At 72.6% G+C, this 16,581-nt stretch carries 14 protein-coding genes; 6 read left to right on the forward strand and 8 right to left on the reverse strand.

The annotated features are described in order from the left end of the window. Positions 1-109: 109 nt before the first annotated feature. On the reverse strand, positions 110-1,951 hold the full coding sequence (locus ACIPYQ_RS25300) for an AMP-dependent synthetase/ligase (RefSeq protein WP_401255204.1): 1,842 nt from the start codon (positions 1,949-1,951) through the stop codon (positions 110-112). An 85-nt stretch (positions 1,952-2,036) separates the two neighbouring features. On the opposite strand from ACIPYQ_RS25300, the gene ACIPYQ_RS25305 reads away from it, so the two are divergent. The 3 genes from ACIPYQ_RS25305 to ACIPYQ_RS25315 all read left to right on the forward strand — a co-directional run bounded on the left by ACIPYQ_RS25305 (position 2,037) and on the right by ACIPYQ_RS25315 (position 4,097). Further along, the gene (locus tag ACIPYQ_RS25305) at positions 2,037-2,765 is read left to right on the forward strand and encodes a MerR family transcriptional regulator (RefSeq protein WP_401255207.1); all 729 of its coding nucleotides are present in this window, start codon (positions 2,037-2,039) and stop codon (positions 2,763-2,765) included. Between the two features lie 161 nt (positions 2,766-2,926). Beyond that, on the forward strand, positions 2,927-3,379 hold the full coding sequence (locus tag ACIPYQ_RS25310; protein ID WP_401255210.1) for an SRPBCC family protein: 453 nt from the start codon (positions 2,927-2,929) through the stop codon (positions 3,377-3,379). Between the two features lie 52 nt (positions 3,380-3,431). Next, positions 3,432-4,097 (forward strand): 1,4-alpha-glucan branching protein, encoded by a 666-nt coding sequence (locus ACIPYQ_RS25315; protein ID WP_401255213.1) that lies wholly within the window; start codon positions 3,432-3,434, stop codon positions 4,095-4,097. Positions 4,098-4,150: 53 nt separating this feature from the next. Here the strand turns inward: ACIPYQ_RS25315 and ACIPYQ_RS25320 are convergent, their stop codons facing one another. The 5 genes from ACIPYQ_RS25320 to ACIPYQ_RS25340 are packed head-to-tail and all read right to left on the reverse strand — an operon-like array spanning position 4,151 to position 10,958. Then, complete coding sequence (locus tag ACIPYQ_RS25320; protein WP_401255216.1) at positions 4,151-6,322, reverse strand: 3-hydroxyacyl-CoA dehydrogenase NAD-binding domain-containing protein; 2,172 nt, start codon at positions 6,320-6,322, stop codon at positions 4,151-4,153. A 50-nt stretch (positions 6,323-6,372) separates the two neighbouring features. Continuing rightward, positions 6,373-7,587: an acetyl-CoA C-acetyltransferase gene (locus tag ACIPYQ_RS25325; protein WP_401255219.1), complete on the reverse strand. Its 1,215-nt coding sequence runs from the start codon at positions 7,585-7,587 to the stop codon at positions 6,373-6,375. Between the two features lie 28 nt (positions 7,588-7,615). Continuing rightward, complete coding sequence (locus ACIPYQ_RS25330) at positions 7,616-8,758, reverse strand: acyl-CoA dehydrogenase family protein (protein ID WP_361751853.1); 1,143 nt, start codon at positions 8,756-8,758, stop codon at positions 7,616-7,618. Between the two features lie 11 nt (positions 8,759-8,769). Beyond that, entirely contained in the window at positions 8,770-9,795 is a 1,026-nt protein-coding gene (locus ACIPYQ_RS25335) for an LLM class F420-dependent oxidoreductase (RefSeq protein WP_401255223.1), read from the reverse strand. After that, positions 9,795-10,958, reverse strand: a complete 1,164-nt coding sequence (locus ACIPYQ_RS25340) for a CaiB/BaiF CoA transferase family protein (RefSeq protein WP_401255225.1) — start codon at positions 10,956-10,958, stop codon at positions 9,795-9,797. Before ACIPYQ_RS25340 ends, ACIPYQ_RS25335 begins: the two co-directional genes overlap by 1 nt. 337 nt (positions 10,959-11,295) lie before the next feature. Between ACIPYQ_RS25340 and ACIPYQ_RS25345 the strand changes: the two genes are divergently transcribed. Both ACIPYQ_RS25345 and ACIPYQ_RS25350 read left to right on the forward strand, forming a co-directional pair. Then, on the forward strand, positions 11,296-12,909 hold the full coding sequence (locus tag ACIPYQ_RS25345; protein ID WP_401255228.1) for a PKD domain-containing protein: 1,614 nt from the start codon (positions 11,296-11,298) through the stop codon (positions 12,907-12,909). A gap of 230 nt (positions 12,910-13,139) precedes the next feature. Next, complete coding sequence (locus ACIPYQ_RS25350) at positions 13,140-14,339, forward strand: saccharopine dehydrogenase family protein (protein WP_401255231.1); 1,200 nt, start codon at positions 13,140-13,142, stop codon at positions 14,337-14,339. Positions 14,340-14,376: 37 nt separating this feature from the next. On the opposite strand, the gene ACIPYQ_RS25355 is transcribed toward ACIPYQ_RS25350, so the two are convergent. Further along, a complete protein-coding gene (locus ACIPYQ_RS25355) occupies positions 14,377-15,057 on the reverse strand; it encodes an endonuclease V (protein ID WP_401255234.1) in 681 nt (226 codons plus the stop codon). A 26-nt stretch (positions 15,058-15,083) separates the two neighbouring features. Here ACIPYQ_RS25355 and ACIPYQ_RS25360 point away from each other — a divergent pair, with 26 nt between their 5' ends. Next, positions 15,084-15,383 carry a YciI family protein gene (locus ACIPYQ_RS25360; RefSeq protein WP_361751841.1) on the forward strand — a complete coding sequence of 100 codons (300 nt, stop codon included), beginning with the start codon at positions 15,084-15,086 and terminating at the stop codon, positions 15,381-15,383. Between the two features lie 37 nt (positions 15,384-15,420). On the opposite strand, the gene ACIPYQ_RS25365 is transcribed toward ACIPYQ_RS25360, so the two are convergent. Next, on the reverse strand, positions 15,421-16,536 hold the full coding sequence (locus tag ACIPYQ_RS25365; protein WP_401255237.1) for a WD40/YVTN/BNR-like repeat-containing protein: 1,116 nt from the start codon (positions 16,534-16,536) through the stop codon (positions 15,421-15,423). Positions 16,537-16,581: the final 45 nt, after the last annotated feature.

Below are 16,581 nucleotides of genomic sequence, written 5' to 3' on the forward strand. Positions count from 1 at the left end.
GGTGAGCACCCGCTCGGTCCCTCTCCGGCCACTACCCGCTGATCGGCCGCTGGCGGCCGCGCACCGCACCCGGACCGTCCCCCCGGGTGCGGTGGCGTCGTTCAGCCCGTCACGGGGCCTCGTACGGTTCCTCGTAGAGTCCGTCGATCAGTGCGCCGTACTTGTCGCGGATCACGCGGCGGCGGAGTTTGAGGGAGGGGGTGAGTTCTCCCGTGTCGGGGCCCCACTCCTCGGTCAGCAGCCGGTACCGCTTGATCTGTTCGGTCCGGTTGAGCCGGGCGTTGGCCGCCTCGACCGCGCGGGCGATCTCCTCCCGGACGGCCGGGTGTGCGGCGAGCGCGGCCGGGGTGGCGGGCTCGATGCCGCGGGCCGCGGCCCAGACCGGGGCCAGTTCGGGGTCCAGGACCAGCAGGGCGACGAGGTAGGAGCGGCCGTCGCCGTGGACCATGGCCTGGCCGATCAGGGGGTGCTCCTTGACGGTGTTCTCCACCAGCGCCGGCGAGACGTTCTTGCCGTTCGAGGTGATGATCAGTTCCTTCTTGCGGTCGGTCAGCCAGAGGAATCCGTCCTCGTCGAGGCGGCCCACGTCCCCGGTGGGGAACCAGCCATCGGCGTCGGAGGCGCTCTCCACCGTGCCGTCCGGCCGCAGGTAGCCGCCGAAGACGGTCGCGCCGCGGGTGAGGATCTCCCCGTCCTCGGCGAGCCTCAGCTCCAGCCCCTCGATCGGGCGGCCCACCGAGCCGAGCCGGAAGCCGTCCGGGCTGTTGACCGTGCACACGCCGGCCGTCTCGGTGAGCCCCCAGGCGTCCATGATCGTGACGCCCCAGCCGGCCCAGAAACGGACCACGTCGATCGGCATCGGTGCGGTCGCGCTGGCCGTCCAGACCAGCCGGTCCAGGCCGGCCAGGCGCAGCAGCGGGTCCAGCACCTGTTCCTTCGCCCCGGCGTACGAGGCTTCGAGCGCGGCCGGCACCTCCTCACCGCGCTCCCGGTGGCCGGCCCGGGCGCGGGCCAGGTCGTTCGCGGCCTCGATGGCCGTGCGCTGCGCCTCGGGGAGCTGCGCGAGGACCGCGCGGACCGAGGCGGCGAGCTTCTCCCACACCCGGGGCACGCCGAAGAACTGCACCGGGTGCAGTTCGCGGACCGCCCCCGCGACGGCGGTGGGGTCGGCGCACAGCCGTACGTGCGCGGCCCGCAGCAGGGGCAGGTAGATGCCGAGGACCCGCTCGGCGATGTGCGCGAAGGGCAGGTAGCAGAGGTGCTCGGCGTGCTCGGGCAGGTCGACGTGGCGGTCGAGGCGGATCGCCTGGAGCATGAGGTTGCGGTGGGTCAGCCGCACGCCCTTGGGGTCGCCGGTGGTGCCGGAGGTGTAGACGACGGTCAGCGGGTCCTCGGGGCGCGTCTCCCGCCAGGCCTTCTCGAAGGCGTCGGCGCGGTGGATCCGGGCCCCGCTCGCGTGCAGGGAGCCGTACGTGGAGTGCCCGCCCGCGTCGGCGGCCTCGGCCACGACGAGGCGTTCCAGGGGCACGCCGGGGTCGGCCAGCAGCGGCTCCCACCGCAGGAGTTCGCGGGCGCCCTCGACGACGGCGACCCGGGCCCGGCTGTGGCGGGCGATGTGGGCGATCTGCTCGGGCGCGGAGGTCCCGTACACGGTGACGGGCACGGCGCCGAGGTGGACGAGGGCGAGGTCGCTGAGCCAGTGCTCGGGACGGTTGCCCATCATCATCAGGACGTGCTCGCCGCGCTCGACACCGAGGGCGGCGTAGCCGGAGGCGAGGACGGCCACCTTGCGGCGGACCTCGCTCCAGGTGAGGGTCGCCCAGTCGGCCGAGTCGGGGCCGGCGCGCCACGAGAGGGCGGGGAGGTCCCCGTGCTCGGCGGCGTTGCGGGCCAGCAGGGCGGGGAGGGTGATCTCTTCGGGTCGTCCGGGCAGTCGCAGGTTCGTGGTCATGGGCAGCTCCTGGCCGTTTCACATCGTTGGTGCGACAGCAATACTGTTGAACCCAAGCTGTGGAGCAGAGAGCGAGGCGCAGACGATGGCCGACCAGGCAACCGAGCCGATGCTCACCGTCGACGAGCTGGCGGCCAGGGCGGGCGTCACCGTGCGCACCGTACGGTTCTACAGCACCCGCGGGCTTTTGCCCCCTCCCGTGATCGGTCCTCGTCGGGTGGGGCACTACGGGCCGGAGCACCTGTCCCGGCTGGCGCTGATCGAGGAGCTCCAGCACCAGGGCATGACCCTGTCCGCGATCGAGCGCTATCTGGACGCGCTGCCCGACGACCTGAGCGCGCACGACCTGGCGATCCACCGTGCGATGGTGGCCAGTTGGGCCCCGGACGCGGCCCAGGAGGTCTCGCGCGAGGAGCTGGAGAAGCGGGCCGGGCGGAGCCTGTCGGACACCGACGTCCGGCGGCTGACGGCGATGAACGTGCTCGCCGCCTCGGGCGACGGGTTCCGGGTGGACGTGGGGCTGCTGCGGCTGGGGGTCGCGCTGCTGGACGTGCCGATCGCGCACGAGACGATCCTGGCGGCGCGCAAGGTGCTGCTGGAGCACACCAGGTCGGCCGCGCACGAGCTGACGGCGCTGTTCCGGGACGAGGTGTGGGGGCCGTTCACGCGGGACGAGAGCGATCCGGAGCGGGTGGAGTCGATGAAGGCGCTGTCGGCGCACATGCAGCCGATGGTGGTCCAGGCGCTGGTGACGGCCTTCCAGCGGTCCCTGCGGGAGGAGCTGCGGGCGGCCTTCGTCTCGGAGCCCGGCTGACGGGTCCCGGTCCGGCACCGGACCGGCGCCGGACAGGCCGGGCGGTGTCCGTGACAGCCGTACGGGTCTGCCGGACTGCGGGAGCGGGCGTACGGCGTGAGGGTGGGTGTGGGCAGGGCGGCGCGACGGCCCGGCCACCGTCCGGAAGGAGCGTGACCGCCGTGGCGCGCAACCGCCGTTTGATCCTGAGCCCGCCCGCCGAGGTCTGGCGCCTCCTGGCCGACGGGCACCGCTACGGGGAGTGGGTGACGGGAACCCGGGAGGTCCTCGCGGCGGACCCGCACTGGCCCGACGTGGGTGCCCGGCTGCGGGTCCGCGTCGGCGCCGGCCCGCTGACCCTCGACGACACGTGCGTCGTCCGCGTCTGCGAACCGCAGCGGCGCCTGGAGCTGGAAGCCCGGGCCGAGCCCTTCGGTGCGGCCCGCATCGCCATGAACCTGGACCCCTGGGGCGGGAACACGCTCTTCACCCTCGACTGGCATCCGCTGCGGGGTCCCGGCACCCGCATGCACGGGCTGCCGGTGGACTATCTCGTTGCCGTGCGCAACGGCATGATGCTGACGAAGCTGGCCAGGATCGCCGTCCGGGAACACCCCGTGACCGCGCCCCCGTGACCGGGGCCGGGCCGCCGGTCAACCCCCTTGCCACCCCGGTAGGTTATGGATCATGGCAGTCATTCACCGCACCACCATGTCACCCGGAAAGCTCGAACTCCTCGCCGCCTGGATGCCGTCGAAGCCCTGGTACCGGGGCGGGGACGCACCGGTGCTCGCCAAGGCCGGCGGTTTCCGGCTCGACGACCCCGCGGGCGATGTGGGCATCGAGTTCATGGTGGTCACCGACACCTCGGGGGACTCCCCCGTCACCTACCAGGTCCCGATGACGTACCGCGGGGCGCCGCTGGCGTCCGCCGCGGACGGCCTGATCGGCACCTCCGAGCACGGTGTGCTGGGCCGTCGCTGGATCTACGACGGGGCCCACGACTTCGTCCTGGTCGAGCAGTTGCTGGCCCTGCTGGCCGGACGCACGACGGCCCAGGACCAGAACGAGAGCGGCATCCCCGACCCTGCGGTCGAGGTCCGTACCGAGGGGGCCGGGGTGCCGCAGGGCCTGACCGGCCCCGGGGCCGTGACGGACACCGCCGACGCGAGCCTCGTCACCGTGGGCCCGATGATGCAGGAAGGCCCGGTGTCGACCCTGACCGTGTGCCGGGTGCTGCGTCCCGCTCCCGCCGGTGACGGCGCGGGGTGCCGGGTGCTGGCCGGCTGGTCCGCTCCGGACGGCGCGCGGCAGCACGCACTGTTCGCCCGCCTGGCCGCGTTCGAGGGCTGACCGGAAGGACACCCCCGGGCCCGCTCAGGGGCGGTCCCGGGGGTGCCGCGCGGTCAGTCCGCGTACGTCTCGCCCCGCTCGGCCTTCGCGACCAGCGACGCCGGCGGGGTGAAGCGCTCGCCGTAGGTGGCGGCGAGCTCGCGCGCACGGGCTACGAAGCCGGGCAGGCCGCCCTCGTAGCCGTTGATGTACTGGATCACGCCGCCGGTCCAGGCCGGGAAGCCGATGCCCATGATGGAGCCGATGTTGGCGTCGGCGATCGAGGTGAGGACGCCCTCGTCGAGGCAGCGGACGGTGTCGACCGCCTCCGAGAAGAGCATCCGCTCCTTCATGTCCTCGAAGGGGATCTCGGCGTCCGGCTTGGCGAAGTGCTCGCGCAGGCCCGGCCAGATGCGGGCGCGCTTGCCCGTCTCGTCGTACTCGTAGAAGCCGGCGCCGCCGCTGCGGCCCGGGCGGCCGAACTCGTCGACCATCCGGTCGATGACGGTGTCGGCGGGGTGCTCGGTCCAGGTCCGGCCCTCGGCCTCGAAGGCCTTGCGGGACTCGTTGCGGATCTTGCGCGGCAGGGTCAGGGTGAGCTCGTCCATCAGGGAGAGCACCTTGGCCGGGTAGCCGGCCTGGGCGGCGGCCTGCTCGATGGAGGCGGGCTCGATGCCCTCGCCGACCATGGCCACGCCCTCGTTGATGAACTGGCCGATGACGCGGGAGGTGAAGAAGCCGCGCGAGTCGTTGACCACGATCGGGGTCTTGTTGATCTGGCGGACCAGGTCGAAGGCGCGGGCGATGGCCTCGTCCCCGGTCTGCTCCCCCTTGATGATCTCGACGAGCGGCATCTTGTCGACGGGCGAGAAGAAGTGCAGCCCGATGAAGTCGGCGGGCCGCTTCACGCCCTCCGCGAGGCCGGAGATCGGCAGGGTGGAGGTGTTGGAGCACAGCAGTGCGTCGGGCGCGATGACGTCCTGGATCTCCTGGAACACCTTGTGCTTGAGGGCGGTGTCCTCGAAGACGGCCTCGATGACGGCGTCGCAGCCCGCCAGGTCGGCCGCGTCCGCGGTCGGGGTGATCCGGGCGAGCAGCTCGGCGCGCTGCGCCTCGGTGCTCCGGCCCCGGGAGACGGCCTTGTCCAGGAGCTTCTCGGAGTACGCCTTGCCCTTGGCGGCGGCCTCGGCGCTGACGTCCTTCAGCACCACCTCGATGCCCGCGCGGGCGCAGGAGTACGCGATGCCCGCGCCCATCATCCCGGCGCCGAGGACGGCGACCTTGCGGACCTGGCGCGGCTCGATCCCCTGCGGGCGGCTGCGGCCCGCGTTGACGGCCTGGAGGTCGAAGAAGAAGGCCTGGATCATGTTCTTGGCGGTCTGGCCGGTGACCAGCTCGGTGAAGTAGCGGGCCTCGATGGTCAGCGCGGTCTCGAAGTCCACCTGGGCGCCCTCGACGGCGCAGGCCAGGATGTTGCGCGGGGCCGGGTACGGGGCCCCGTTCAGCTGCTTCTTCAGGTTGGCCGGGAAGGCCGGGAGGTTGGCGGCGAACTTCGGGTTCGACGGCGTGCCGCCCGGGATGCGGTAGCCGGGCACGTCCCAGGGCTGCTTCGACTCGGGGTTCGCGTCGATGAAGGCGCGCGCCTTGGCGAGCATCTCCTCGGGGGTGGCGGCCAGTTCGTGGACCAGACCGTTGTCGAGGGCGCGCTTCGGGTTGTACTGGGTGCCCTGGAGCAGCACCTTGAGCAGCGCGTCGGCGATGCCCATCAGGCGCACGGTACGGGTGACGCCGCCGCCGGCCGGGAGGAGGCCGAGGGTGACCTCGGGCAGGCCGATCTTGGAGCCGGGGGCGTCGAGGGCGACGCGGTGGTGGGAGGCGAGGCAGATCTCGTAACCGCCGCCCAGGGCGGCGCCGTTGATCGCGGCGACGACGGGCTTGCCGAGGGTCTCGATGCGGCGCAACGAGCGCTTGATCTCGGTGCCGGTGTCGAAGGCGAGCTGCGCGTGCTCGGGGCGCAGCCGGATCATGTCCTTGAGGTCGCCGCCCGCGAAGAAGGTCTTCTTGGCGGAGGTGTAGATGATGCCGCGGATGGAGTCCTTCTCGGCCTCGGCGCGGTCGGCGATCGCCGCGATCGAGTCCTTGAAGGCCTGGTTCATCGTGTTGGCGGACTGGCCCGGGTCGTCGAGGATCAGGGTGACGACGCCGGTCTCGTCCTGTTCCCAGCGGATCGTGGTGGACTCGCTCATGGTCACTGCTTTCGTTTCGGAAGGTCCGGGGGGCGGGGATACAGGACGGTTCAGAGGCGTTCGACGATGGTGGCGACGCCCATGCCGCCGCCGACGCAGAGGGTGACGAGGCCGTAGCGCTTGTCCTGGCGCTCCAGCTCGTCGACGATCGTGCCGAGGATCATCGCGCCGGTGGCGCCGAGCGGGTGGCCGAGCGCGATGGCGCCGCCGTTGACGTTGACCTTGTCGAGGGACAGGCCCATGTCCTTGACGAAGCGCAGGACGACGCCGGCGAAGGCCTCGTTGATCTCGACCAGGTCGATGTCGTCGATGGTCAGACCGGCCTTGGCGAGGGCCTTGCGGGTGGCCGGGGCGGGGCCGGTGAGCATGATGGTGGGCTCGGATCCGGAGACGGCGGCCGAGACGATCCGGGCGCGCGGGGTCAGTCCGTTGCGCTCGCCCGCCTCGCGGGAGCCGATGGCGACGAGCGAGGCACCGTCGACGATGCCGGAGGAGTTGCCCGCGTGGTGGACGTGGTCGATCTTCTCGACCCAGTGGTACTTCTGCAGCGCGACGGCGTCGAAGCCGCCCAGCTCGCCGATGTCCGCGAAGGAGGGCTTCAGCTTGGCGAGGGTGTCCGCGGTGGTGCCCGGGCGGACGAACTCGTCGTGGTCCAGGACGACCAGGCCGTTGCGGTCGGTGACCGGGACGACCGACTTGGCGAAGCGGCCGTCCTTGATGGCGGCGGCGGCGCGCTCCTGGGAGAGGGCCGCGTACTCGTCCACGTCGCGCCGGGAGAATCCCTCGATCGTGGCGATCAGGTCGGCGCCGATGCCCTGCGGGACGAAGTTGACGTCCCAGTTCGTCATCGGGTCGTTGAACCAGGCGCCGCCGTCCGAGGCCATCGGGACGCGGGACATGGACTCCACGCCGCCCGCCAGGACCAGGTCCTCCCAGCCGGAGCGGACCTTGGCGGCGGCCAGGTTGACGGCCTCCAGGCCGGAGGCACAGAAGCGGTTCTCCTGTACGCCGGCCACGGTGTCCGGGAGACCGGCGGCGATGGCCGCGACCCGGGCGATGTCGGAGCCCTGGTCGCCGACCGGGCCGACGACGCCGAGCACGATGTCGTCGATGGTGGCGGGGTCCAGGCCGGGGTTGCGCTCGCGCAGGGCGTCGATGAGCCCGACGACGAGATCGATCGGCTTGGTGCCGTGCAGGGCGCCATTGGCCTTGCCGCGGCCGCGCGGGGTGCGGATCGCGTCGTATACGTAAGCTTCGGTGCTCACTGGTCAAGCCTTTCGGGAGGTCTGGGTCTTAGCCGAGGAGGGAGCGGCCGATGATCTCTTTCATGATCTCGGTCGTGCCGCCGTAAATGGTCTGGATCCGGCCGTCGGTGAAGGCCCGCGCGACCCGGTATTCGGTCATGTATCCGTATCCGCCGTGGAGCTGCAGGCAGCGGTCGGCGACGCGCTTCTGCAGTTCGGTGGCCCACCACTTGGCCATCGAGGCGTGCACGTGGTCCAGTTCGCCGTTCGAGTGGTCGGTGATGCACCGGTCGAGGAAGGTCCGGGTGACGGCGACCTCGGTGGCCATCTCCGCGATCTCGAAGCGGATGTGCTGGAGCTTGGACAGCGGGCGCCCGAAGGCCTCGCGCTCCTTCACGTACTGGGTGGTGATCTCCAGCAGGTACTCGGCGGCCGCGATGCCGGCCATCGCGATGCCCATCCGCTCCTGCGCGAGATTGGTCATCAGGTGGACGAAGGCGCCGTTCAGCTCGCCGAGCAGGTTCTCCTTCGGGACGCGTACGTCGTGGAAGAACAGTTCGGCGGTGTCCTGGGACTTCTGGCCGATCTTGTCGAGGTTGCGGCCGCGCTCGAAGCCCTCCGCGCCGCGCTCGACGACCAGCAGCGAGAGTCCGTGCGCCCCGCCCTCGGGGGTGGTCTTCGCGACCACGATCACCAGGTCGGCGAGGATGCCGTTGGAGATGAAGGTCTTGGAGCCGTTCAGCACCCAGTGGTCGCCGCGGTCCTCGGCGGTGGTCCGGATGCCCTGGAGGTCGGAGCCCGCGCCCGGCTCGGTCATCGCGATGGCGGTGATGGTCTCCCCGGAGCAGAAGCCGGGCAGCCAGCGGCGCTTCTGCTCCTCGGTGGCGAGCGAGGTCAGGTACGGCCCGATGATGTCGTTGTGCAGGCCGATGGCCAGCCCCGGGGCGCCCGCGCGGGTGAACTCCTCGGCGATCACGGCGGCGTAGCGGAAGTCGGTGTTCCCACCGCCGCCGTACTCCTCGGGGACGGCGAGGCCGAGCAGCCCCTGCCGGCCCGCGGCCCGCCACGCCTCGCGGCTGACGATGCCGTCCTTCTCCCACTGCTCGTAGTGCGGCAGCACCTCCTTGGTGAGGAAGGTGCGCACGGTCTCGCGGAACGCCTCGTGGTCGGCGTCGAAGATCTGGCGTTTCATCGGTCGGCTCCCTAAAGCCAGTTCTTGACGGTTTCGATCAGCCGGGCCGGCTCGGGGCCGACGGGCGTGACGTTGAGCATGGTGACGCCCGCCTCCCGGAAGGCCTCGACGCGCTCGCGCACGTAGCCTTCGGGCCCGCACAGGGTCATCAGTTCGCAGAACTCGTCCGGTACGGCGGCGGCCGCGTCGCGCTTGCGGCCGGAGAGGTAGAGCTCCTGGATCTTCCGGGCCTCCTCCTCGTAGCCGTAGGCCACGGCGAGGTCGTTGTAGAAGTTCTTGCCGACCGCGCCCATGCCGCCGACGTACAGGGCGATCTGCGGGCGTGCCAGGTCCCGTACGGCGGCCGCGTCCTCGCCGATGGCGAGCAGCCCCCCGGCGACGGTCTGCAGCGGGCCGAGCCCCGGCGCCCGCTTCGCCGCGCCCTCGGCGAGGGGTCCGCCCCACACCGCCGCGGCCTTCTCGGGGATGAAGAGGGTGGGCAGCCAGCCGTCAGCGATCTCAGCGGTCAGGCGTACGTTGGCCGGGCCGAGCGAGGCGATGTAGACGGGGATCGTGTCGCGCACCGGCCGGGTGAGGATCTTCAGTGGCTTGCCGAGCCCGGTGCCCCGCTCCGGGGGCAGCGGCATGTCGGTGATGCCGTGGTGGTCGATGGTCTCGCGGCGCCAGATGCGTCGGCACAGCCCGACGGTCTCGCGGGTGCGGCCGAGCGGCTTGTCGTACGGCTTCCCGTGCCAGCCCTCGACGACCTGCGGGCCGGAGGCGCCGAGGCCGAGCAGCGCCCGGCCGCCGGAGAGCGCGTCCAGTCCGGCGGCCGTCTGGGCGATCAGGCCGGGGGTGCGCGAGTAGACGTTGAGGATCGCCGAGCCGATCTTCAGCCGCTCGGTGCGTGCGGCGAGGTAGCCCATGATCGTCGGGGAGTCGAAGCCCCAGGCCTCCGCCACCCACACGGCGTCGAGGCCGGCGTTCTCCAGCTCGGCCGCCCGGTCCGCCGCCTCCCGCGGGTCACCGGCGTAGTCGAGCATCATCGACAGTTCCATCAGGCGTCCTTCGGGAGCAGGGCCGGTACGTCCCAGTCGGCGGCCACGGATTCGGTGTGCGCCCCCGGCTGGGCGGGGCCTCCCGTGACGGCGGCCGGGGTCGCGGAGAACCGGGGCGCGGGGGCGGGCTGGACCATCCCGCCGAAGTCGGTGAAGGTCCCGCGGGCGGCCAGGTGCGGGTGGTGCGGGGCCTCGCGCAGGGAGAGTACGGGCGCCACGCAGGCGTCGGTGCCCTCGAAGACCGCCGTCCACTCCTCGCGCGTACGGGTCCTGAAGCGTGCGGCGACCACCTCGCGCAGCTCGCCCCAGCGGGCGATGTCCTTGCGGGCCGGGGCCCGGTCCGTGATGCCGAGGAGGTCCACGAAGGTGTCGTAGAACTGCTGCTCCAGCGCGCCGACCGCCATGTACCCGCCGTCGGAGGTCTCGTAGGTGCCGTAGAAGGGGCAGCCGCCGTCGAGCAGGTTGGCCCCGCGGCGGTCCTGCCAGCCGCCGGCCGCCATCATCCCGTGGATCATGGCGGTGAGGTGGGCGGTGCCGTCGACGATGGCCGCGTCGACGACCTGGCCGGTGCCGGTGGTCCGGGCGTGCTGGAGGGCGGCGAGGACCCCGATCACGAGGTAGAGCGAGCCGCCCGCGTAGTCCCCGACCAGGTTGGCGGGGACGGCCGGGGGCTCTCCCGGGTTGCCGATCATGCCGAGGGCGCCGGTGACGGCGATGTACGCGATGTCGTGCCCCGCCGTCTGCGCGAGCGGGCCCTCCTGGCCCCAGCCGGTCATCCGCCCGTAGACGAGCTTCGGATTGCGGGCGTGGCACTCGGCCGGGCCGACGCCGAGCCGCTCGGCGACCCCGGGGCGGAACCCCTCGACGAGGACGTCGGCCCGCTCGACCAGGTCCAGGACGCGGGCGGGCCCGTCGGCGGACTTGAGGTCGACCAGGACGGAGCGCTTGCCGCGGTTGGTGAGGTCGTAGGCGGGGTCGACCGCGAGCCCGCCGCCTCCGGGCCGGTCCACCCGTACGACGTCCGCGCCCAGGTCGGCGAGGAGCATGGCGGCGAACGGTCCGGGACCGATGCCCGCCAGCTCGACGACGCGCAGGCCGGCGAGCGGACCCCGCCCGCCCGCGTCCGCGCCGGCGTCCCGGCCGCCGTTCCCTGTCACTGCCATCGAGCCCCCAGCGTCTCCGGTGTGGATCGTGTCCGTGGTGTGCGACTGTGTGACACAACTGATGTAACACCGGTGATGCTAGGAACGTGTTCCACCGAGCACAAGCCCCCGTGCGGGGTTGGGCCGGTATCGCCCGGCACCGGCGTGTCGAGGGCGGGAAAAGCAAGGTCGGGATGTAGGGCCACCCCCCTGATCAATCGCCGCGCGACTGTGTACTCTGAACACGCTTTCGAACTTGTTCAAGCGTTCAACCAGAGATAATGGGGGGCCGGTGCGCCGTCGCCGACTTGTAATTTCCGCCGCCGCCATCGCGGCAGGCGTTGGTCTCATCCCGGGCGTGGCACAGGCCGACCCGGCCCAGCCCGACGCTCACGGTGCGACCGTTCCCGACCTGGACCTGGGCAAGACCAAGGGGTCCAAGTCGAAGGGCCACGCCTTCTCCAGCCCCGCCGAGCGCTCCGTCCGCAAGGCCCTGCCCGCCGGCAAGGCCGGGGCGGCGACCGCGCAGCAGGCGCCGTCCATCGCCGCCAACCCCGACCTCGCGGTCGGCGTGTACGCCTACGGCACCTCGGCGCACGGGGTCGAGCTGGACACCGTCATCACGAGCGCCCCGAGCACGCTCGAGGTCACCATCGCCTGGGGCGACGGCAAGACGGACGTGCTCAGCGCCTCCGGCGAGACCACGCTGACCACGGCCCACACCTACGCCGAGGTCGGCTCGTACCCGATCAAGGTCACCGTCAAGGACACCGCGAACGCCGTCTCGGCCGTCAACGACGTCACCTTCGTCACCCAGGGCACGGACTTCACCCCGTACGCGCCCACCCGCCTGCTGGACACCCGCGACGGCACCGGCGTGGCCAAGGGCAAGGTCGCCCCGTACACCTCGACCCGCGTGAAGGTCGGCGGCAACGGGGGGATCCCGGCCGGGGTCACCGCCGTGGTCCTCAACATCACCGTCACCAACACCACGAGCGCCGGCCACATCACGGCCTTCGCCGAGGGCACCACCCGTCCGACCACGTCGAACGTGAACTTCAAGGCCGGCCAGACCGTCCCGAACCTGGTCATCGTGCCGGTCGGCAAGAACGGCTACGTCGAGCTCGCCAACCGCGGCTCGCAGTCGGTCGACCTGATCGCGGACGTCACGGGCTACTTCAGCACCACCGCGTCCAGCGGCTACACCCCGATCACTCCGTCCCGCTTCGTCGACACCCGCGAGGGCCTCGGCACGGTCAGGGGCCAGCTCGGCGGCCGCAAGACGTTCTCCACCCAGATCGGCGGCCTGCGCGGCGTGCCCCAGGGCATCACCGCCGTGGCGCTCAACGTGACGGTCACCAACCCGAAGGAGGCCGGCCACCTGTCGGTCTTCCCGAGCGGTGGCGCCACCCCGACCGCGTCGAACCTGAACTTCACCCCCGGTCAGACGATCGCCAACTCGGTGATCGTGCCCGTCGGTGCGGACGGCAAGATCAGCGTCTTCAACGGCGCCTGGGCGGGCACCGACGTCGTCGTCGACGTCGTCGGCTACTACAGCAAGGACAGCACGAGCGCCTTCGTGCCGCTCGAGCCGGAGCGTCTGCTCGACACCCGCGACGCGCAGCAGTGGGCCTGGGGCCCGCTGGGCGCCCGTAGCTACGTCTACATGCCGCTCTCGTTCGGCGAGCCGAGCATCACGGGCTTCGTGATGAACTCCACGGTCACGAACACGAACGGCGACGGGTTCCTCACGGTCACCCCGGACCCGAACACGATCGACGACTACGACAACGGCACGGAGACCTGGCCGACGCCGCCCAACTCCTCGAACCTGAACTGGACGAAGGGCGACACCGTCCCGAACCTGGTCCAGGCGAGCACCGGGGCCAACGGCATCGTCGACTTCTGGAACCAGGGCTGGGAGGACATCGACCTCGTCGTCGACCTCTTCGGCCTGTACCAGCAGGGCTGATCCGCCGACCGGCGGTTCTCGCAGCGCCCCGGGCGCGGCCGCAAGGCCGTTCCCGGGGCGCTGTTCTCGTCTCGGGCTGTTCTCGTCTCGGGCGGTTCCCGCCGCGGGCAGTTCTCGTCGCGGGCGGTGCCCGCCGCGGGCGGTTCTCGGCGCACCTGCTCGCACGGGCGGCCGGGCGTCACGCTAGCCTCGGCCACCGGCACCACCGCCACCACCTGGGAGGAGCGCTCATGAACGCACGGGTCCCGCAGGACCGACCGGAACGGGCCTACGACGTCGTGCTCTTCGGCGCCACCGGGTTCGTGGGGGCGCTCACCGCCGAGTACCTGGCCGCGCACGCGCCCGCCGGCTGCCGGTGGGCCCTCGCCGGCCGGGACCTCGCGAAGCTGGAACGGCTGCGCGAGCGGCTGGCCGCGATCGATCCGGCGTGCGCGGGGCTGCCGCTGCTGCGCGCGGACGCGGCCGACGCCGGCGCCCTGCGCGAACTCGCCGCCTCCACACGGGTGCTGGCCACGACCGTGGGACCGTACGTCTGGTACGGGGCCGAGCTCGTGGCCGCCTGCGCCGAGGCGGGCACGGACTACGTGGACCTCACCGGCGAACCGGAGTTCGTGGACCGGATGTACGTGGAGCACGACGCGCGGGCCCGGGAGACCGGAGCGCGGCTCGTCCACGCCTGCGGCTTCGACTCGATCCCCGCCGACCTCGGGGCCTACTTCACGGTCAAGCAGCTGCCGGAGGGCGTGCCGCTGACGGTGGACGGGTTCGTCCGGTCCAACGCCCTCTTCTCCGGCGGGACCCTGGCCTCCGCGCTGACCGCGCTGTCCCGCGGCCCCCAGACCGTGGCGGCCGCCCGGCAGCGCCGGCTGCACGAGCCCCGGCTGCTGGGCCGGCGGGCCCGCGGGCCGGTGGGTGCGCCGCGGTTCAGCCGGGAGACCGGCACCTGGGCGATGCCGCTGCCCACCCTGGACCCGCGGATCGTGGCCCGATCGGCGGCCGCCCTGGAGCGGTACGGCCCGGACTTCCGCTACCGGCACTACGCCTCCGTCAAGCACCTGCCGGTCGCGGTCGGCGGTACGGCGGCGCTGGGCGCGACGGTGGCCCTGGCGCAGGTGCCGCCGGCCCGGCAGTGGCTGATGAACCGCTGGGAGCCGGGCCTGGGGCCGGACGCGGAACGCCGTGCGCGCAGCTGGTTCAGCCTCCGGTTCGTCGGCGAGGGCGGCGGCCGGCGGGTGCTCACCGAGGTGTCGGGCGGCGACCCGGGCTACACGGAGACCGCGAAGATGCTGGCCGAGTCGGCGCTGTGCCTGGCCTACGACGCCCTGCCGGAGGCCGTCGGACAGCTGACGACGGCCGTGGCGATGGGCGACGCCCTCATCGCCCGCCTGCAGAAGGCGGGGATCGCCTTCCGGGTGGCCGACGCCCGCTGACGCGTGCGGTGAACCCTGCGGTGGACCCTGCGGTGGCTCAGGCGGTTGCCTCGCGCAGGGCGCGGCGGCACAGGGAGTCGGCGTGCCGGGTGGTCTCGGGGATCCGGAATCGGGGGCTCAGGGCCAGTGCGTGCGCGCAGGCGTTGTCCAGGGAGACCCGGTGCCCGACGGAGACGTAGACCGGCTTGATCCCGTCCTGCGTGCGCAGCGCCCGCCCGACCTCGGCCCCGTCGGCCGCGAGCAGCGCGGCGGCGTCGCCCCGCCGGGCGCCCGGTTCCTCGTAGGTGAAGGTGAACGGGTTCTTCGCGACGCCGATCGTCGGGAGCCCGGTGACCACGCCGAGGTGGCAGGCGAGGCCGAAGCCGCGCGGGTGGGCGAGGCCGTAGCCGTCGCAGACGACGAGGCCGGGCCCGGTGGTCAGGGCGTCGAGGGCGGCCAGTACGGTCGGCAGCTCGCGGAAGGCGAGCAGCCCGGGCACGTACGGGAAGCTCACGTGCCCGACGGCGGTGGCCTCCTCGACGACCTCCAGGGTGGCGGCATCGAGCACCACGGCCGCGGCGGCGACCAGGTCGCGCTCGTCGTCGTAGGCCACGTCCACTCCCGCGACCAGCCCGCGGCCGGGTGCGGGGCCGGGCTCGGTGAGCACGACCTGATGGCGCAGTTCGTCCTGTATCGCCCGGGCCTCGGCCTCGTCGGCGGGGGTGTTCACACTCGTCATGATGGAGCGAGAGTAGCCTGGCGATCATGTTCGTCATGGAGCTCTCCTACACCGCACCCCTCGAGGCCGTCGAAGAGGAGATGGACGCCCACATCGCCTGGCTGGACGGCTACTACGCCGCGGGCGTCTTCCTCGCGTCGGGGCGCAAGGTCCCGCGCGACGGGGGCGTGATCCTGGCCGGCGGGGTGTCCCGGGCCGAGATCGAGAGGATCGCGGCCGAGGACCCCTTCACGGTGGCGGGCGTCTGCGCCTACCGCATCACCGAGTTCATCGCCACGAAGACCTCGTCGGACCTGGCGACGGTGCGCGAGAACCCGGTGGCGTAGCCGGCGCGACGGCGGGGACGGTGGAGGGCATGTGCGGTCAGCGCCGTTCCAGCCGTGCCACCCGCCCCTTCTCCCCCGCCGCCCAGCAGCCCGTGTCCGCCGCGCAGTCGACCGTGTCGAAGGAGCCCGGCTCCAGTGGCCGCCAGCTGCGGCCGCCGTCCGTGGTCACGTCCGTGCCCGTCGGCCCCACCGCGAGGGCCGTCCCCCGGCTGTACGGGAACCAGGCCGCGCCCGAGCGGTAGGCGGGCGGCGGGGCCGCCGCCTGCCGCCAGGTGCGTCCCCCGTCGGAGGAGACGGCCGCGGCCTGCGGGGAGGCCTGCCCGGTGCGGTAGTCGCCGCCGACCGCGAGTCCCCTCGTACGGTCGCGGAAGGCGAGGGCGAAGACCCCGCGCGCCGGATCGCCCGCCGGGACGGTGGATTCGGCGACCCGCCAGGTCAGACCGCGGTCCGCGGAGTGCAGGACCCGCGCGCTCGCCCCGCCGCCCGTGGCCAGCCAGACGTCCCGCGGGCCGGCGCTGACCAGGCACTGGCCGCTCGCGGCGAAGCCCGCCTCGCCGGGCAGCGCCTCGGGCATGCCCGCTGCCGGCAGGACCCGCCAGTTGCGCCCGCCGTCGTCCGTGGACAGGATGCGGAACCTGCCGTCCACCGGATCGCTCATCGCCAGGCCGTGGCGGGCGTCGAAGAAGGTCAGGCAGTCGTAGAAGGCACGCGGGTCGGGGTTGCGGAAGGTCTCGGTCCAGGTCGCGCCGCCGTCCTCGGTGCGCAGCACCCTGGAGGCCTCGCCCTCCCCGATCGACAGGGCCACCGCGCGCCGCGCGTCGAAGGCCTCGATGTCGCGCAGCTCCAGGCCCTCGGCGACCGCGCCGGGTGGCGAAACGTCACGCCAGCTGCGGCCGCCGTCCATGGTGCGCAGCACCGTCCCCTTGGAGCCGGCCACCCAGGCCGTGGCCCGGTTGACGGCCGCGAGCCCGCGGAAGCGTACGTCCTTCCCGGTGTCCTTCAGCGCCCAGCCGGCGCCGCGTAAGTCCTGCGCCGGCGGGGCCCCGGCGGACGGTTCCCCGGCCGCGTCCGCCCCGGCGTGGGCGGGGGCGGCCAGCGCCCCCACCATCAGGGCCGCCGCGCACAGGCCCACTCCAACTCCCAGAAGTCTCATGGCGCCGGAAGCTAACGCACCCCCGGATGCGCCGTCCAGAGCGCC

It is taken from the genome of Streptomyces sp. NPDC090045, from assembly GCF_044747975.1.
Classification (GTDB): Bacteria; Actinomycetota; Actinomycetes; order Streptomycetales; family Streptomycetaceae; genus Streptomyces.

Excerpts from the sequence above, each read along its gene's own strand:
- ACIPYQ_RS25300 (WP_401255204.1), bottom strand. The coding sequence starts at position 1,951 with ATGACCACGAACCTGCGACTGCCCGGACGACCCGAAGAGATCACCCTC.
- ACIPYQ_RS25305 (WP_401255207.1), top strand. The coding sequence starts at position 2,037 with ATGGCCGACCAGGCAACCGAGCCGATGCTCACCGTCGACGAGCTGGCG.
- ACIPYQ_RS25315 (WP_401255213.1), top strand. The coding sequence starts at position 3,432 with ATGGCAGTCATTCACCGCACCACCATGTCACCCGGAAAGCTCGAACTC.
- ACIPYQ_RS25320 (WP_401255216.1), bottom strand. The coding sequence starts at position 6,322 with ATGAGCGAGTCCACCACGATCCGCTGGGAACAGGACGAGACCGGCGTC.
- ACIPYQ_RS25330 (WP_361751853.1), bottom strand. The coding sequence starts at position 8,758 with ATGAAACGCCAGATCTTCGACGCCGACCACGAGGCGTTCCGCGAGACC.
- ACIPYQ_RS25335 (WP_401255223.1), bottom strand. The coding sequence starts at position 9,795 with ATGGAACTGTCGATGATGCTCGACTACGCCGGTGACCCGCGGGAGGCG.
- ACIPYQ_RS25340 (WP_401255225.1), bottom strand. The coding sequence starts at position 10,958 with ATGGCAGTGACAGGGAACGGCGGCCGGGACGCCGGCGCGGACGCGGGC.
- ACIPYQ_RS25350 (WP_401255231.1), top strand. The coding sequence starts at position 13,140 with ATGAACGCACGGGTCCCGCAGGACCGACCGGAACGGGCCTACGACGTC.
- ACIPYQ_RS25355 (WP_401255234.1), bottom strand. The coding sequence starts at position 15,057 with ATGACGAGTGTGAACACCCCCGCCGACGAGGCCGAGGCCCGGGCGATA.
- ACIPYQ_RS25360 (WP_361751841.1), top strand. The coding sequence starts at position 15,084 with ATGTTCGTCATGGAGCTCTCCTACACCGCACCCCTCGAGGCCGTCGAA.
- ACIPYQ_RS25365 (WP_401255237.1), bottom strand. The coding sequence starts at position 16,536 with ATGAGACTTCTGGGAGTTGGAGTGGGCCTGTGCGCGGCGGCCCTGATG.